The sequence below is a fragment of the Streptomyces inhibens genome, from assembly GCF_003389455.1.
Classification (GTDB): Bacteria; Actinomycetota; Actinomycetes; order Streptomycetales; family Streptomycetaceae; genus Streptomyces; species Streptomyces inhibens.
Genome location: NZ_QUAC01000209.1, coordinates 40,918 through 60,185, shown reverse-complemented (window position 1 = coordinate 60,185; position 19,268 = coordinate 40,918). Strand labels below are relative to the sequence as shown.

Genomic DNA, 19,268 nt, shown 5'->3' with positions numbered 1-19,268 from the left:
TCACCGCTCCGTGATGTGCCGGGCGATGGTGCGCAGCGCGTCGGCGAAGTCCTCGGCCACCTTGTCGATGGTGGCCCTGTGATGAACATTGCGCGAGAAGTACCAGGTGAAGCGGAGCCGCCCGGAGTGCACGGCGCCCACCACCTCCACCGGGTGCCCGGTCAGCTCGTCGGGCCGCTGCTCGCGGCCGATCGGGTCGCCGAACGCGTGGTAGAGGTCGCTCTCCGCCGCGCGCTGCGCATCGTCGGCCTGGCCGTGGTAGTTGAACACCACCTGGGCCGGGGCCCGTTCGGCGAGTGCGGCACCCGGGGTGCCGGCCGGGCTCAGATGCCGCAGCGCGCCGTAGCCGAAGCCGTTGCCGGGCAGCGACCGCAGCTGTCCGCGTACCGACCTGATGAGCGCGGGCCAGTCTTCCCGGTCGCCGGCCACCTCAAGGGCGACGGGGTACTCGGTGGTGAACCAGCCGACGGTCCGGGAGAGATCGACGTCGTCGAAGAGGTCCTCCCGGCCGTGGCCCTCGGTGTCGAACACGACCTGGCGTTCGCCCGTCCACCGGGCCAGGGTGCCGGCGAGCGCGGCGAACAGCACCTCGTGGAAGCGGGTCCGGAACACCCCGGCGGACCGGCGCAGCAGCACCTCGCTGGTGTCCTGTGGCAGCTCCACCGTGACGGTCTGCACCGACTCCACCACCGCGGGACCGGAGCCGTCGTGCGGGACCTCGGTGCCGTCGGGCAGCGCCTGCCAGTAGGCGGCCTGCTCGGCGAGACCGCCGTCGGCGATGTGCCCGGCGAGCCGGTGCGCCCACTGCCCGAACGAGGTGCTCTTGGCGCCCAGGGACACCGGCTTCCCGTCGCGGGCCTGGACGTAGCCGGCTTCCAGGTCCTCCAGCAGGATCCGCCAGGAGACGCCGTCGACGACGAGATGGTGCGCGGTCACGAACAGCGCCGGCCGCTCCCCGGGCCCGAAGACGAACAGCAGCGCCGCGGCCGGCGGACCGGCCGCCAGATCGAGCCCGGCGTCGGCCGAGGCCGCCAACTCGTCCATGGCGGCGGCACGTTGATCCTTGGGCACCCCGGACAGGTCGTGCCGGCGCAGGATGTCCACCGGCTCCGGCGGGGTGGCGTACTGCCGCCAGTCGCCGTCCTCGTGTACGAAGCGGGTCCGCAGGGCGTCGTGGTGGCCGATCAGCGCGGCCAGGGCGTGCCGCAGCGCGGGCTCGTCGAGATCGGCGTGCAGTTCGAGGAACACCGACTGGGTGAAGTGGTGCGGGGCGAGCGGCCCGGCCTCGAAGTAGTCGCGCTGGATGGGGGTGAGCGGTATCTCGCCCGCCGTCCCGGCGTCGTCGTGCGGCGCCTGGGGCGCCTGGGGCCGGTCCGCCGCTCGTTCCTCGGCGAGGGCCGCCAGCGGGGCGATGCTCTGGTGGACGAACAGATCCTTGGTGGTCACCGCGAGCCCGGCCTGCCGCATCCGCTGCACCGCCTGGATGCTGAGCAGGGAGTCGCCGCCCAGCTGGAAGAAGTTGTCGTCGGTCCCGACCCGCACCACCCCCAGCACGGCGGCCCAGATCTCCGCCAGGGCCCGCTCGGCAGCGGTCCCGGGCGCGCGGTAGGCGGCCGGCGCGCCGTCGGCTTCCGACGCGTCGGGCTCCGAGGGCGCGGCCTGCCGCAGTGCCGCGAGCCGCCGTACCTCGTCCTCGTCCGCGGGTGCGATGTCGGCGAGCGCGCGATGGTCCTTGAGGACCGCGGCGAGCAGCGCCTGGAACTGGCCGGCCATCCGCTCGATGGTGCCGTCGTCGAACAGCGCGGTGCTGTAGCCGATCGCCGCCTTCAGGCCGTCGGGCCGGTCGACGAAGTCGAAGCTGAGGTCATGGCTCACCTCGCCGCTGACGAACGGGACCTCGGTCACCGTCAGTCCGGGCAGCGCAGGCGGCGCCGACCGGTCCGTCTCCAGTCCGACGAACACCTCCACCAGTGCGTTACGGCTGGGGTCGCGGCGCGGTCGCAGCACCTCGACCAGCCGGTCGAACGGCACGTCCTCGTGCACGAACGCTTCGAGGACGGTGTCGCGCACCGCACCGAGGAAGGCGCCGAAGGTCCGGCTCTCGTCGACGGTGGACCGCAGTGCCACCGTGTTGACGAACAGCCCGACGAGCCCTTCGAGTTCCTGGCGGCCCCGGCCGGCGGCCGGGGTGCCCACGACGATGTCCGGCTGTCCGGTGTAGCGGGCCAGCAGCAGCTGGACCGCCGCGGTGAGCGCCATGAACAGGGTGGCGTCATGGCGGCGGGCCAGCTCCTTGAGGCCCGCGGCCACCCGCGGCTCGATCTCGATCAGCAGCATCCGGCCCGCGGAGCTGCGGACCGCCGGCCGGGGCCGGTCGGTGGGCAGCTCCAGCGGCCGGACACCGGCCAGCCGCTCCTGCCAGTAGGCGAGATGGTCGTCCAGCGCCGGGCCGGACAGCATCCGGCGCTGCCAGGCCGCGTAGTCGGCGTAGGAGACCGGCAGCGCCGGCAGGGCGGGCGGTGTGCCGTCGAGCGCCGCGGCGTAGTGGACGCCGAGCTCCTCGGTGAGCACCTGCATCGAGACACCGTCGGTGGCGATGTGGTGGATGACGAGCAGCAGCAGATGGTCGCGGGCGCCGAGCCGGAAAAGTTCGGCGCGCAGGACCGGGCCCTCGGTGAGGCTGAACGGCCGGGCGGCGGCGCGTTCGATGTGCCCGCGCAAGGTGTCCTCGCGCTGGTCCTCGGGCACCTCGGACAGATCCGTACGCGCGCAGACCACCTCGCCCGCGGGGTGCACGATCTGCTCGGCGCCCTCGCCGGTGGCCGCGTAGGTGGTACGCAGCGCCTCGTGCCGGGCGACGAGCCCGTTCAGGGCCCCTCGCAGCGCCGCGACGTCCAGATCACCGTCGAGCCGGAGCCCGGTGACGATGTGGTACTCGCTGCTGTCCGGGTCGAAGTTGTGCAGGAACCACTGGCGTTGCTGGGCGGAGGAGAGCGGCAGCGGTGCGCCGCGGTCGGCCGGCTCCAGGGGGACGTCGGCGGCCGCCGAGGGGTCGTCCCGGCCGAGGGTGGCGGCGAGACCGGCCACCGTCGGGGTGTCGAAGAGCTGTCGGGGCGACGGAGCGACGCCCAGCGTGGCCCGGATCCGGGAGCTGACCCGGATGCTGAGGATGGAGTCGCCGCCCAGGTCGAAGAAGTTGTCGTGCACGCCGACCCGTTCGACGCCCAGGACCTCCTGCCAGATACCGCAGAGCAGCAGCTCGGTGGCGTTACCCGGTGCGGTGTAGGGCCGGGCGGCGTCCTGCGTTCCGGCCGGGGCCGGCAGCGCACGCCGGGAGACGGTGCCGCTCGGCGTCATCGGCAGCGCGTCCAGCACCATGTACGCGGTGGGGACGGCGGGCGCCGGCAGCCGTTCGGCGGCGAAGGCCCGTAGCTCGGCCAGGTCGGGGGTGTGGCCGGCGGCGGGCACGACATAGCCCACCAGACGGGCCGGCCCGCCGTCGTCCTTGCGGATCGCGGCGGCCGCCGAGTCGATCGCCGGGTGGCGGGCCAACGCCGCCTCCACCTCGCCGAGTTCCACCCGGAAGCCGCGGATCTTGACCTGGTCGTCGACCCGGCCGAGGCATTCGAGGTTGCCGTCGGCCCGCCAGCGCGCGAGGTCACCGGTCCGGTACATCCGGGCGCCCGGCTCCGGCGCGAACGGGTCGTCGAGGAAACGCTCGGCGGTCAGCTCCGGGCGGCCCAGATAGCCGCGCGACACCCCGTCGCCGCCGATGTAGCACTCGCCGACGACGCCGGTGGGCACCGGGCGCATCCGCTCGTCCAGCACATAGATCCGGGTGTTGGCGAGCGGCCTGCCGACCGGTACGAAAGCGGCGTCGCCCAGCGGGTCGCGGCCGAGCTGGAAGACCGTGGAGTCGACCGTGGTCTCGGTCGATCCGTACGCGTTGACCAGCACCGTGCCCGGCGCGAGACCGGCCAGGATCTCGGCCGCGGCATCGGCCGGCCAGCCCTCGGAGCCCACCATCAGCACCCGCAGCGCCTCCGGCGTCACACCGCGCCAGGCGAGCTCGGCGACCACCGCGCGGGCCAGCGTCGGCACCGTCACCATCAGCTGGGCCCGGCTCTTGAGCAGCAGATCGGTCAGCGCCACCTGGTCGGCGACGGCGTCCTGCGGACAGATCACCATCGTGCCGCCGAAGAGGGCGGAGAGCAGGAAGTCGCTGAAGAACAGGTCGACGGAGATGCTGGAGACGGACAGCGCGCGCGGTTGCAGTGCGGCGAGCCCGTAGCGCCGGTCCCAGGCGTGCACCATGTGGTGGACGTGCCGGTGCTCGACCATCACGCCCTTGGGGCGCCCGGTGGTGCCCGACGTATAGACGACATACGCCAGGTCGTCCGGCGTCACGGCGGTGTACGGCGGGCGGGCCGGGAGCTCCTCCAGCAGCGGCAGATCGCGGTCCAGGCACACCGTCGTCGCGTCGTGCCCGGCGGTCCGGTCCAGCAGCCGCTCCTCGGTCACCACGACCGGTACCGCGGCGTCCTCCAGCATGACCTGGAGCCGCTCCGCCGGATAGGCGGGGTCCAGCGGTACGAAGGCACCGCCGGCCCGCAGCACGCCCAGCAGCGCCACCACGGCGTCCACCCCGCGGTCGGCGCACACCCCGACCAGCGTGCCGGGCGCCACGCCCAGACCGGCCAGGTGGTGCGCGAGTTGGTTGGCGCGGGTCTCCAGCTCGGCGAAGGTCAGCTGCCGGGTGGCGTCGCTGACCGCCACCGCGTCCGGGGTACGGGCGGCCCGCTCGGCGAAGAGCTCATGGACCGGCCGCGGCGGCGGGAAACCGGCGGCGGTGTCGTTCCACTCGGTGAGGAGCCGGTGGTGTTCGGCCGCATCGATCAGCGGGAGGTCGTCCACCGGGGTGTGCGGGGCGGCGGCGACGGCGTCGAGCAGCGTCGCCAGATGCCCGGCCATCCGCTCGACGGTCGCCTCGTCGAACAGATCCGGGTCGTAGCCGAGGTTGAGATGGAGCTCGTCGGCCACGTACGCGGTCAGGGTTAGGGCGTAGTTGGTGACCTCGTCGCCCTGGAACGTGCCGAGGGTCAGCCCGTACTTGGCGGCCGCATCGCTGTCGTAGGGGTAGTTCTCGAAGACGACGATGCTGTCGAAGAGGTTGGTGCCGGCCGGTATACCGCTCCAGCGCTGGATCTGCGCCAGTGAGACATGCTCGTGCTGCCGGGAGTCGAGCTGCTCGCTCTGCAGCTGCCGCAGCCACTCGACGGTGGCGGTGCCGGCACCGGCGCCGTCGATGGTTGCCCGTACCGGAACGGTGTTGATGAACAGCCCGGCCATCGACTCGGCGCCGGGCAGGGTGGCGGGACGGCCGGAGACGGTGGTGCCGAAGCAGACGTCGCGCACCCCGCCGTAGCGCGCCAGCAGGATCGCCCAGGCGCCCTGGACCAGCGTGTTGACGGTCAGCCGCGCCGACCGGGCGGCCTCGGACAGCCGTTCGGAGCGCTCGGCGGACAGTTGCAGCCGCACCTCACGCGAGGACCGGGTGCCGTGTGCCTTCACCGGCTGCCGGTCGTAGGGCAGCGGCGTCGGCACCGTGAACCCGTCGACCACCGAGCGCCAGTGCGCCTCGGCGGCCGGCCGGTCCTGTTCGGCCAGCCAGCCGACATAGTCGCGGTACGGGCGGCGGGCAGGGACCGCCGCACGGGGGCCGCCGGTCAGCGCGGTGTACTGGGCGCACACCTCCGACAGCAGCCCGGCGAAGCTCCAGCCGTCCATCAGGATGTGGTGCGAGGTCCAGAACATCTGGACGGCGCTGTCGGTGAGCCGGGCGAGGGTCAGCCGCAGCGCGGGCGCGACGGCGAGATCGATGACGGTCTCCTCGCGCCGCTCCCACAGCCGGTCCAGGGCGGCCTGCCGGTCCTGCTCGGTCAGGGAGCGCAGGTCGTGATGGGTGACCGGCACACGGGCGGCCGCGTGCACCACCTGAAGGGGTTCCGCGACGTCCTGCCAGACGATGGCGGTGCGCAGGGCGGGGGTCCGGTCGACGACCTGCTGCCAGGCCGCGGCCAGCGCCCCCGGGTCGGTGATGCCGTCCACCCGGACGCCGAAGTGCCCGGTGTACGGGTCGCGTCCGGACTCGCTCAGCGCATGGAAGAGCATGCCGCTCTGCATCGCGGTGAGCGGGTAGATGTCCTCGACCGTGCGGCCGTCGCCGGCGATCTTGTCGACGGTGGCCTGGTCGAGGGCGGCCAGCGGGAAGTCGGACGGGGTGGCGCCGCCGGAACCGGGGGCGGCGCAGTGCGCCACGATCGCTTCCAGCGCGGCCATGAAGCCCGCGGCGAGCCGTTCGACGGTCTCTGCGCGGTGCCGGTTCACCGAGTACGTCCAGTGGAACTCCAGCCGGCCGCCGGTGACCACGCCGTTGATCTCCAGCAGCTGCGCACGGCGCTGGCCGGCGGCCCGCTCGGCGCCCTCGCTGGTGAGCATGGCGCGGGCAAGGCCGGTGCGGTCGGCGGACACGTCCAGCTGGCCGAGGTAGTTGAAGCTGACCTCGGGCTCCGGGCCGTCCTCCAGCGGGGAGTCCGGCCCTGCCAGATGACGCAGCGCGCCATGGCCGAGTCCGTTGTGGGGTACCGCCCGCAGCTGCTCCTTGACGCTCTTGAGGACCGTTCCCCAGTCCCGGTCGGCCGGCACCCGCAGGGCGACCGGGAAGAGGGTGGTGAACCAGCCGACGGTGCGGGTGAGGTCCACCTCGTCGAAGAGCTCCTCGCGGCCGTGCCCCTCCAGGGCGATCAGCACCCGCTCGCCGCCTGCCCAGTCGGTCAGCACCCGGCCCAGCGCGCTGAGCAGGACGTCGTTGATCTGGGTGCGGTAGGCCTCGGGCACCTGCCGCAGCAGCGCCTCGGTGCCCGCGGCGGACAGCGCTGCGGAGACGGTGCGGGCCGATCCGGCGGTGTTCTCGCCGGGCTCCTCCTGCGCACCCTGGCGGTCGGCGAGCCGGCCGGTGTCGACGGGGAGCGGGGCGGCCTCGCGCGCCGCGTCCTGTACGCCCTTCCAGTACGGCAGTTCGGCGTCCAGGCCGCCGTCCGCGACATGGCGCGACAGCCGGCGCGACCAGTCGCGGAACGAGGTGGTCCGGGGCCCCAGGTCGATCGGCCGGCCGTCCGCCGCCAGGCGGTAGCCGGTCTCCAGGTCCGCCAGCAGGATGCGCCAGGACATGCCGTCGATGACGAGGTGGTGCGCGACGAGGTACAGCCGGGGCGGCCGGGCGTTGCCGAGGGTGAACAGCCGGGCCCGCAGCAGCGGCCCCTCGGACAGCCCGAAGCCCCGCTGCGCCGCGTCGATGGCGGCCGCCATCGCGGCGTCCTGCTCGTCGGGCGAGGCGCCGGACAGATCGAGGTGTTCGAGGAGTTGACCGGTCTCGGCGGGGGCGTGGTGCAGCCGCCACTGCCCGTCCTCGGATACGGCGCGCAGCCGCAACGCGTCGTGCTGTTCGGTCAGCGCGGCCAGTGCGGCGCGCAGCGCCGGGAGGTCGGGGTCCTCGGCCAGCTCCAGATACAGCGACTGGTTGAACTGCTCCAGGCTGTCGCCGAGGGTGGTGAAGAACCAGTGCTGGATGGGGGTGAGCGGCAGCTCGCCGGTGACCGGGCCGTCGCTTGCCGCACCGTGCGCGGCGGGGTCGGTCTCGGCGACGGCGTCGGCGGCGAGATCGGCGATGGTCTGCCGCAGGAAGGTCTGCTTGGCGGTCAGCCGCAGTCCGGCGGCCCGGGCCCGCGCCACCACCTGAAGGCTGAGGATGGAGTCGCCGCCGAGGTCGAAGAAGTTGTCCTCGACGCCGATGTCCGTGACGCCCAGTACCTCCGACCAGATGCGCGCCAGCGTCTCCTCCGCCGGGGTGCGCGGCGCGATACGGGCGCTGCCCTCGTCGCGCCGGATGTCGGGTGCGGGCAGCGCCCGCCGGTCGACCTTGCCGTTGGCGTTCAGCGGCAGCCGGTCCAGCGGCACGAAGACCGAGGGCACCATGTGCTCGGGCAGCACCTCGCGGGCGAACTCGCGCAGCCGCGCCGGGTCGGCCGCGTCCTTGCGCGCCGGGACGACGTAGGCCACCAGGCGGCGGGTGCCCCGCTCGTCCTTGTGCACCGTGGCGGCCACCGCGCCGACCCCGTCGTGGCGCGACAGCACGGCCTCGACCTCGCCGAGCTCGATCCGGAAGCCGCGCAGTTTGACCTGGTCGTCGGTGCGGCCCAGATAGTCCAGGTCGCCGCCGGCCAGCCAGCGGGCGCGGTCGCCGGTGCGGTACATCCGGCTTCCCGGCGGACCGTACGGGTCGGCGACGAACCGCTCCGCGGTCAGCGCGAGCCGCCCGAGGTAGCCGCGGGCCAGCGCGGCGCCGGAGAGATACACCTCGCCGGGGACGCCGGCCGGCACCGGGCGCAGCCGGTCGTCCAGAACGCTGACCCGGACGCCGGAGAGCGGGCGGCCGATGGGGACCGAGTCGCCGCTGACGGTGTCCGGGGTCAGCGCGGCGCTCATGCTGGCGCAGACCGAGGACTCGGTGGGGCCATAGGCGTTGATCATGCGGTGATGGGCGGACCAGGTGCGGGCCACCGCGGGCGGGCAGGCCTCGCCGGCCACGACCAGCGTGAGGTCCTTCGGCAGCGCCCCCGGGGTCAGCGCGGACAGCGCGCTGGGCGGCAGCGTCACATGGGTGACCCGGTGCTCGGCCAGCACATCGGCCAGCGGCTGTCCGGGCAGGATCCGCTCCTGGCCGACGACGACCAGCGCACCACCGGACAGCAGCGCCATGCCCAGCTCGGAGAAGGCCGCGTCGAAGCCGAGCGAGGCGAACGACAGCACCCGCGCGCCGGGCCCGGTACGGAAGTGCGCCGACTGCGCCGCCACGAGGCCGTGCACACCGGTGTGGGTGACCACCACGCCCTTGGGGCGGCCGGTGGAACCGGAGGTGTAGATGACGTAGGCCGGGTGGCCGGGCAGCAGCGGGGCGGGCAGCTCGGCGGCCTCCAGCGGGGCGGAGGACAGATGGCCTGCGGCGGCGCGGGTGTCCGGGTCGTCCAGGAACAGTGCGGGCGCGCCGAGTTCCGCGCCGTCGCCGAACCCGGCCGAGGTCAGCACCAGCAGCGGGCGGGCGTCCTCGATCATCAGCCGGTTGCGTTCCGCGGGGCTCTTGGGGTCCAGCGGCAGATAGGCCGCACCGGTCTTCTGGATCGCCAGGATCGCCGTGACCATCTGCGCGGAGCGGGGCAGCGCCACCGCCACCAGCGTCTCCGGCCCGGCACCCCGGGCCAGCAGCAGCCGCGCCCACTGGTTGGTACGGCCGTCCAGCTCGGCGTAGCTGAGCGTCTCCTCGTCGGAGACCAGCGCATCCGCCTCAGGGGTCCGGGCAACCTGCGCGGCGAACAACTCCGGTGCGGTACGCGGCTCCTGGCCGGGCCCGGAGTGCGGCCACTCCTCGGTCACCCGACGGTGCTCGGCGGCCGGCAGCACGGCCAGCGAGGCCACCGGGACCGCGGGCCTGCGGGTCAGGTCCTCAAGCAGGGTGACCAGCTGCGCGGCCATCCGCGCGGCGGCGTCCGCGGCGAACAGATCGGTGTTGTAGGTGAGGTGCCCTTCGAGCCGGTCGTCGCGCTCGGTGAAGTCGAACGAGAGGTCCATGCTGGAGGCGAACACCGGCGGCGGCATCTCCTCGATCCGCAGCCCGGGCAGCTCCGTGTCGGTCCGCGGGGTGTTGTGCAGATTCACCGCGACCTCGGCCAGCGGCGGCCGGCTGAGGTCGCGCTCCGGATGCAGCGCCTCGACGACCCGCTGGAACGGCACGTCCTCGTGGGCGAAGGCATCCAGGACCGTCGCGCGCACCGCCCGCAGCAGCTCGGCGAACGACCGCTCCTCGTCGATCCGGGACCGCAGGACCAGATTGTTGACGAAGAAGCCGATCAGATTCTCGGTCTCGGTCCGGCCGCGCCCGGCCGCGGCAGTGCCCACCGCGATGTCCCGCTGCCCCGACCAGCGCGACAGCAGCAGCTGGACCGCGGCGACCAGCGCCATGAACAGCGTGGCGCCCTGTTCCCGGCCCAGCTCCCGAAGGCGTGCGGCGACGGCCGGGGGGATCTCGAAGGAGTGCAGCGCTCCGGCGCTGGTGCGGACCGGCGGCCGCTGCCAGGTCGTCGGCAGATCGAGCGGGACCAGCCCGGCCAGCTCCCGGCGCCAGTGGTCGAGCCCCTCGCGCAGCCGCGCGGAGCTCAGCTGCTCGCGCTGCCAGACGGCGACATCGAGGTAGCTCACCGGGAGTTCGGGGAGTACGGCGGGCGCACCGCGCAGCGTCGCGGCGTAGTGGGCGGTCAGCTCGCCGGTGAGCACGCCCATCGACCAGCCGTCGGTGACGATGTGATGCAGGGCCAGCGCGAGGACATGGTCGTCGGCCGCCAGCCGGATCAGCTGCGCCCGCAGCACCGGGCCGCGGCGCAGGTCGAAGGGGCGCCGGGCCTCGTACTGCAGCAGGGTCCGCAGCGCGTCGTCCCGCTCGTCGTCGTCCGCCGCCGACAGGTCGACGAGCGGCAGCGGTGTCGGTACGGGCGGATGCACGGTCTGCTCGGCATGCCCCTCGCGGGAGCCGAAGGTGGTGCGGAGCGCGCCGTGCCGGGCGACGATCTCGGTCAGCGCCGCGGACAGCGCGCCGGGGTCGAGGTCGCCGCGCAGCCGCAGGACGCGCAGGGTGTTGTACTCGTTGCTCTCCGGTTCGAGCTCATGCAGGTACCAGAGGCGTTCCTGGGCGGGCGAGAGCGCGACGGGGCCGTCGTGCCCGATGCGCGGGATGGTGTCCGCGCCGCCCGTCGCGGCGGCCCGGCCGGCGAGCCGGGCGCGCAGCAGCTCCTGCACATGGGCCGGCAGTGCGGCGGTGCGCTCGGCACGTGACGCCGGGGTGGTGTTCGGGTTGTCGGGCTGGTCCGCTGCAGAGCTGGTCATAGGGCGCCGCCTCCGACGGCTTCTTCCAACTGCGCCAGGATCTTTTCCTCTAGGCGCTCGGCAAGGGCGGCGATGGTGGGGGCGTCGAAGAAGTCGCGGGGTGAGACGTCCACACCGAACGCGCCGCCCATCCGCGACATCAGCCGCAGGCTGGTGATGGAGTCGCCGCCGAGGTCGAAGAAGTTGTCCTCGACGCCGACGTGTTCGAGCCCGAGCAGCTCCACCCAGATGAGGGCCAGTGCCTCTTCCGTGGGGGTGCGGGGCGGGATGCGGTCGGCGGTGCCGCCGGCGGCCGGATCCGGTGCCGGCAGCGCTCGTACATCGACCTTGCCGGTCGGGCCGAGCGGCAGCTCGGGCAGGGTGACGAGGGCCGACGGCACCATGTAGCCGGGGAGTTGGCCGCCCAGGGCGCGCAGCAGGGCGGCGCGTTCCGGGGCGGTGCCGCTCCCGTCCGGTACGACATAGGCGACCAGCCGCTTGTGGCCGGTCTCGTCGTCCCGGGCGATCACGACGGCCTCCGCGACGCCGGGCTGCCGCAGCAGTGCGCTCTCCACCTCGGCGGGCTCGACACGGTAGCCGCGGATCTTGACCTGGTTGTCCACCCGCCCGGCGAACTCCAGCCGCCCCTGCGGGGTCCAGCGGATCAGGTCACCGGTGCGGTAGAGACGGGACCCCGGCGGTCCGAACGGGTCGGCGACGAAGCGCTGCGCGGTCAGGTCGGGGCGGCCCAGGTAGCCGCGGGCCAGGCCCGCACCGCCGATGTAGAGCTCGCCGGTCACCCCGACCGGGACCACGGCCAGCCGCTCGTCGAGCACATAGAACCGGGTGTTGGGCACCGGCGGGCCGAGCGGCACCTGGCGCCCGGCGGCCCCGGGGTCGACCCGGTGCAGGGCGACGGACAGGGTCGCCTCGCTGGGCCCGTAGATGTTGAACAGCCGGCGCCCTCGCGCCCACTCCTGGGCGAGTTCGGGCGCGAGCACATCCCCGGCGAGTCCCAGGCTGCGTACACCGGGCAGCGAGGCCGCATCCAGCACCGAGGCCACGGCGGGCGGCAGCGTCAGCGCGGTGATCGACTCCGCGCGCAGCTGCTCGGCGAGGTGGGCCGGGCTCTGGCGGGCCTCGGGGTCCGCGATGACGAGGGTGGAGCCGGCGGTCAGCGTCAGGAAGACCTCCCAGACGCCGCCGTCGAAGCTCATTGTGTAGAACTGCAGCATCCGGCTGTCGGGGCCCAGGCCGTAGAGCCGTCCGGCCTCGGTGATGATGTTGAACAGCGAGCGGTGCTCGACCATCACGCCCTTGGGGCGGCCGGTGGAGCCCGAGGTGTAGGTGACATAGGCCAGGTCACCGGCGTCGCCGCCGGAGACCGGCGCGGTGGTGGGGTGCGCCTCGATGGCCGCCAGGTCCCGGTCCACGCACACCACCCGGGCGTCCGTCGGCGGCAGCCCCGCCAGCAGGTGTTCCTGGGTGAGCAGGACCGCGGGCCGGGACTCGGCCAGCATGGTGGCGAGCCGCTGCGCGGGGAATTCGGGGTCGAGCGGCACATACGCGGCGCCCGCCTTGAGCGTGCCGAGGATGGCCACGACGACCTCCGCGCTGCGCTCGACGGCGATCCCGACCAGGGCGTCGCGGCCCACGCCCGCGGCGCGCAGATGGTGTGCCAGCTGGTTGGCGCGGCGGTCCAACTCGCCGTACGTCAGCTGCCGTTCACCGTCGACGACGGCGATCGCGGCCGGCCGGGCCGCGGCCTGTTCGGCAATGACCGCGTCCAGCCGGCGGTCGACCGAGTAGTCCGAGGCGGTGTCGGTCCAGGTGTGCACGATGGTGTGCCAATCGGCGGCGGTGAGTAGCGGCAGCTCGCCGACCCGGCGGTCGGGGTTCTCGGCGGTCTCCTCCAGCAGCGTGTGCAGATGGCCGGCCAGCCGCGCCACGGTGTCCGCGTCGAACAGCGCGGTGTCGTAGCGCAGCAGCACGGTCAGCTCTTCGTTGAGCTGAACGATGGCGTTGAGCGGGTAGTTGGAGGTGTTGCTGGCCTCGATGGCGTCGAGCCGCAGCCCGTAGTTCCCGGCGGGACCGAGGTCGGCCGGGAAGTTCTCGAAGGCCAGCACGCTGTCGAACAGTCCGCCGTGCGCCCGCTCCGGCGCCCAGCCCTGCACCTGGGCGAGCGAGACCTGCTCATGGGCGCGCGCCTCGGCCTGCTCGTCCTGCACCCGGCGCAGCCAGCTCAGCAGACCGGCGTCCGGATCGACGTCGACCCGCACCGGAAGGGTGTTGATGAACAGGCCGATCACCGATTCCGCGCCCGCCAGATCGTCGGGCCGGCCGGCGACCGTGGCGCCGAACAGGACGTCCCGCTCACCGCTGTGGCGGGCCAGCAGCAGCGCCCACAGGCCCTGCACCACGGTGTTCATCGTCACCCCGGCCCGCTTCGCCGCGGTGCCCAGCCGGCCGGTCACCGCGGCCGGCAGCCGCAGCTTCAGCTCGGCGTCGGGGGCGGCCTGATGGGCGTCGGGGCGCGGCCGGTCGTAGGGCAGCGGGGTGGGCGACTCACGGCCGGTGAGCGCACCACGCCAGTACTTCTCGGCGGCGGTGTGGTCCTGCCCCGCCAGCTGGCCGACGAACTCGGCGTAGGTGTGCCGCTGTTGCGGGGTGTACGGGACGCCGTCGGCGAGCGCGGCGTACTCGCCGAGCACCTCGGACAGCACCTGTACGACGCTCCAGCCGTCCAGCAGCAGATGGTGGAACGTCCACACCAGCCGGACCTGGTCGCCGCCCAGGCGGGCGACGGCGATCCGGGCGAGCGGCGCGGTGTGCAGATCGAGCCCGCGCGCGCGGTCCTCGGCCAGATACCGCTCCAGGGCCTGCCGCTGTCCGGCCTCGTCCAGCGCCGTCCAGTCGAGCTGGGCCACCGGTATCCGGACGCCGGTGCGCACGACCTGGAGGGGTTCGGCGAGGCCGTCCCAGGCCAGTGACGTACGGAGCACAGGGGTGCGGTCGACGACCCGCTGCCAGGCGGTGGCCAGCAGCTCCGGTTCGCGGATGCTGTGCAGGGCGAAGTGGAACTGCTCGACATACATGCCGCGTTCGGCGTGCATCAGGGTGTGGAAGAGCAGTCCGCTCTGCATCGGGGTCAGCGGGTAGGCGTCCTCGGCCGGGCCGCCGTCCGCGGTCAGCCGCTCCACACCGGCCCGGTCCAGACCGCTGAGCGCGAACGGCGCGGCCGGCCGGCCGGACGGTGCGGGGCCGGCGTCCGCCGTGGTCCGCTCCACCGTCACCACGGGGCTCAGCGCCGCGATGGTCTGCCGCTGGAAGAGGTCCTTGGAGGCCAGTCGCAGCCCGGCCCGGCGGGCCCGTACGGCGGTCTGCAGACCGCTGATCGAGTCGCCGCCGAGGGCGAAGAAGTTGTCCTGCACGCCGACCCGTTCGACGCCGAGCACCTCGGCCCAGATGGCGGCCAGGGTCTCCTCGACCTCGTTGCCGGGCGCGACATACGCGGCGCCCTCGCCGCCGGCCGGCACCGGCTCGGGCAGCGCCCGCCGGTCGATCTTGCCGTTCGCGGTCAGCGGCAGCGCGTCGAGCAGCACGAAGGAGGACGGAACCATGTACTCCGGGAGTACGGAGGCGATGTATCCGGCGAGCTCCTCCGGGTCGGGCGCGGTGCCCCGGTCGGCGACGAGGTAGGCGACCAGCGACCGGCGGCCGGGGGACGGCTCGCGGACCGTGACGAACACCTGCGAGAGCTCCTCGCGGCGGGCCAGCACGCTCTCGATCTCGCCGAGTTCGATGCGGTAGCCGCGCAGTTTGACCTGGTTGTCGATCCGGCCGAGGAAGTCCAGGGTGCCGTCCGGCAGCCATCGCACGATGTCACCCGTGCGGTACATCCGGGTTCCCGGCGGCCCGAAGGGGCAGCCGACGAAGCGCTCCGCGGTCAGGTCGGGGCGGCCCTGATAGCCCTGCGCCAGACCCGCGCCGGCGAGGTACAGCTCGCCGGGCACCCCGACGGGGACCGGGCACAGCCGGTCGTCGAGGACATAGGCGGCGGTGTTGTACAGCGGGGCGCCGATGGACGGCAGCCCGGCGGGCGCGTCGGGCCCCAGGGGCTCGACCACCGCCTGGGTGGCGGCCACCGTCGCCTCCGCGGGCCCGTAGGCGTTGAGCAGGGTGAACGGCAGCCCGGGCTGCGGCCTGCGGCGCAGCGAGTCGCCGATGACCAGGACGGTGCGCAGCCGGGTGGAGGTGATCGCCGGTACGTCCAGCAGGGATTCGATGCGCGGGGTCGGCAGATAGGCGACCGTGGTGCCGTTCTCGGCGAACCACTCCACCAGCGCCGTCGGATCGTCCAGCGTCTCCTGGTCGGGCTGGTCCACGCGGGCGCCCGCGCACAGATACGGCCACACCTCGGCGACCGCGACGTCGAAGGCCAGGCCGACCACGGACGACCCGCGGTCCTCGGGGCCGACGTCCAGCGCGTCGTTGTGCCAGGCGCAGTAGTCGGTCAGCGCGCTGTGCGGCACCGCGACGCCCTTGGGGCGGCCGGTGGACCCGGAGGTGTAGACGATGTACGCGAGGTCCTCGGGCCGGGTCGCCACCTGGGGGTCGTGCTCCGGATGCCGGGCGATGTCCGGCCCGGCCGCGTCGAGGTCGATGACGCTCGCCTCGGTCGGGGGCAGCGCTCCGGCCTGCTGGGCGGTGGTCAGCAGCACGGGGGTGCCGGCCTCCTCCAGGAGATGCCCGAGCCGTGCCGCCGGGGTGTCCAGCGCGGTCGGTACGTACGCGCCGCCGGCCTTGAGCACCGCGAGCATCGCCACGATCAGCTGCGGCGTGCGCGCCAGGTTCAGCACCACGGGGGTGCCCCGGCCGACGCCGAGAGCGCCCAGGTAGTGCGCCAACTGGTTGGCGCGGGCGTCGAGTTGGGCGTAGGTGAGGGTCTGTCCGCAGTGTGTGACGGCGAGCGCGTCCGGCGTGGTGCGGGCCCGCTCGGCGAACTGGCGGTGCACCCCGAGCGTCGTCGGCAGTGCGGCGGCGGTGTCGTTCCAGCCGGTCAGCAGCGTGTCGCGTTCGGCCGGCGGCAGCAGCGGCAGATCGCGCACCTGGCGCCGCGGTGCCGTGCACACGGCGTCCAGCAGCACCCGCAGATGGCCCGACAGCCGCTCGATGGTCGTGGCGTCGAACAGATCGGTGTTGTACTCGACCATCACCTCCAGCGCCCCGGCCCGCTCGGTGCAGTCCACCGTCAGGTCGAAGATCGCGGCCGGGCGCGGCAGCGCGACGGTCTCGGTGCGCAGCCCGGCGAACTCCTCCGCACCGGCCGGGGCGTTCTGCAGCAGCAGCATCGCCTGGACCAGCGGGGTACGGCTCGGGTCGCGCTCGGCGCCCAGCGCGTCCACGAGGCGGTCGAACGGGAGGTCCTGGTGCGCGAAGGCGCCCAGCACCGTCTCCCGTACCTCCCCGAGGAACTCGTGGAAGGGCAGCTCGCCGCGCACGTCGGAGCGGAGCACCACGGTGTTGATGAACGCGCCGACCAGCCGCTCCACCTGCGGGTGGTCGCGGCCGGAGACGGCGGTGCCCAGCGCGATGTCCTGCTGTCCGGAGTAGCGGGCGAGCAGCACCTGCAGCGCGGCGGTCAGGGTCATGAAGAGCGTGGCGCCATGGGCGGCGCTCAGCTCCTTGAGGGCGGCGACCAGCCGGCGATCGAGGGTGAAGCGGTGCGCCGCACCGGCCGAGGTCTTCAGCGCGGGCCGGGGCCGGTCGGTGGGCAGTTGCAGCGGTGCCACACCCGCCAGCCGGTCGCGCCAGTAGTCGATCTGGGGCACCAGCCGGCCGTCGTCCACGGTGGCGCGCTGCCAGGCGGCGTAGTCGCTGTAGTGGACCGGCAGCGGCTCCAGCGCGGCGGGCACCCCGCGGCGCGCGGCGTCGTAGCGCGCGCTCAGCTCGTCGGTGAGCAGCCCCATCGACCAGCCGTCGGTGGCGAGGTGATGCACGCCGATCACCAGGATGTGATCACGCTCGCCGCGGCGGATCACCAGCACCCGCAGCACCGGGCCGGCGGCCAGGTCGAAGGGCCGGGCGACCTCCTCGGCCAGCAGCCGCCGCTGGGCGGTCTCCTGGTCGTCGCCGGTCAGCGCGGAGAGATCCTCGACGGTGAGCGGGACCGGGAAGCCCTCGGGCGGGGCGATGACCGCGGTGGGGCGGCCGTCGTCGGAGAGCACGGTCGTCCGCAGCGGCTCATGGCGGGCGATCAGCCCGCCGAGCGCGGTGCGCAGCGCGGGGAGGTCGAGGGGGCCGCGCAGCCGCAGCGCGGAGTGGACGTTGTACTCGACCTCGCCGGGGTCGAGTTCGTGGAAGAGCCAGAACCGCTGCTGGGTGAAGGACAGCGGCAGCGCTCCGGTGCGCGGCGCGGCCGGTATCCGCTCCGGCGCGCCGATCGTGCCCCGCTCGCGGCGCGCGGCCAGCGCCCGGACGGTGGGGGCGGCGAAGAACTCTGCGGCCGTCAGCCGCAGCCCCAGGCCGGTCCGCATCCGCGACAGCACCCGCACCACGGACAGCGAGTCACCGCCGAGCTCGAAGAAGTCGTCGTCGGCACCGATCTGTTCGACGCCGAGCACCTCCCGCCAGATGGCGGCCAGCGCCTCCTCGACGGCGCCCTCGGGCGCGGCGTAGTCGGCGTCGACGCTGTCCTGGCGGGTGGGCGCGGGCAGCGCCCTGCGGTCCAGCTTGCCGTTGGCGGTCAGCGGGAAGGCCGGCATGACGTGGAAGGCGGTGGGGATCATATAGCCGGGCAGACGGGTGGCCAGCGCGGCACGCAGCCGGGACGGGGTGGGGCGGGCGGAGCCGGCCGGAACGACGTACGCCACCAGCCTGCGCTCGCCCGAGGCCTCGTCGCGGACCAGCACCGTGGCCTGGTCGACCGAGGGGTCCTGGGCCAGCGCGTGCGAGATCTCGCCCAGTTCGATCCGGAACCCGCGGATCTTGACCTGGTCGTCGCTGCGCCGCAGATATTCCAGGCCGCCGTCCGGCAGCGGCCGCACCAGGTCGCCCGAGCGGTACATACGGGCCCCGGGCGGGCCGAACGGGCAGGCCACGAAGCGCTCCGCGGTCAGCCCCGGCCGGCCCGCATAGTTCCGCGCCAGCCCGGGCCCGGCCACATACAGCTCACCCTCCGCGCCGACCGGGACGGGCCGCAGGTCCTCGTCGAGGACGTGGAAGGTCAGGTCGGGGATGGCGACGCCGACGGCGCTGCCCGTGGCACCGGCCGCGCCCTCCTTGTCCAGTGCGAGGAACGAGGAGTGCACGGTGGTCTCGGTGATGCCGTACATGTTGACCAGCGTCGGCGCACGGTCATCGTGCCGCTCGTACCAGTCGGCGAGCTTGCCCAGGTCCAGCGCCTCACCCGCGAACACCACATAACGCAGGGCGAGTTGGGCGCCGAGCGCGGGGTTCTCCCGGTCGGCGGCCATCAGCTGGTAGAACGCCGACGGCGTCTGGTTGAGGACGGTGACCCGTTCCTCGACCAGCAGCCGCAGGAAGTCGGCGGGGGCGCGGGTGACGGCATGCGGGACGACGACCAGCTTGCCGCCGTGCAGCAGCGCGCCCCAGATCTCCCAGACCGACACATCGAAGGCGAAGGAGTGGAACAGCGGCCAGACGTCCTGCTCGTCGAAGCCGTACCAGTGGGCGGTGGACGACAGCAGCCGCCCCACATTGCTGTGCGGGATCACCACGCCCTTGGGCCGGCCGGTCGAGCCGGAGGTGTAGATGACGTAGGCGGGGTTCTCCGCGGACCGCGGGACGGGCGCGGCGGCCGGGGCGGGCTGCGGGCGCGCCCCGGCCGGCTCCTGCACGTCCCCGGACTCGTCCAGGATCAGCCAGTCGGTCCCGGAGCCGGTGTCCGGATCCGGCAGGCCGTCCCGCACCCCGGCGGTGGTGATCGTCGCCACCGGGCGTGCGTCGCCGAGGATGTAGGCGATGCGGTCGGCCGGGTACTCCGGGTCGATCGGGATGTATCCGGCGCCGGACTTCAGTACGGCGAGGATGGCCACGATCAGTTCGGCGGAGCGGGGCAGCAGCAGCGCGATGAACCGCTCGGGTCCCGCGCCGCGGCCGGCCAGCACAGCGGCCAGCCGCTCGGCGCGGGCGTCGAGTTCCCGATAACTCACCGCCCGGCCCTCGAAGACCACCGCGGTACGCTCCGGTGTCCTCGCGGCCTGCTCGGCGAACAATTCGTCCAGGCGGCGATCGCGCCACTCACCCATGGAAAACCCCCTCAGCCGACGTGATCG

General features: G+C 73.6%; 2 protein-coding genes. Both read right to left on the bottom strand.

Annotated elements, in window-relative coordinates; translation table 11 throughout:
* Nucleotides 1-10,992, bottom strand: a complete 10,992-nt coding sequence (locus tag DY245_RS26020; protein ID WP_128509648.1) for a non-ribosomal peptide synthetase — start codon at nt 10,990-10,992, stop codon at nt 1-3.
* Complete coding sequence (locus tag DY245_RS26015) at nt 10,989-19,241, bottom strand: non-ribosomal peptide synthetase (protein ID WP_181923869.1); 8,253 nt, start codon at nt 19,239-19,241, stop codon at nt 10,989-10,991. The genes DY245_RS26020 and DY245_RS26015 overlap by 4 nt, the downstream gene beginning before the upstream one ends.
* Between the last annotated feature and the right edge of the window lie 27 nt (nt 19,242-19,268).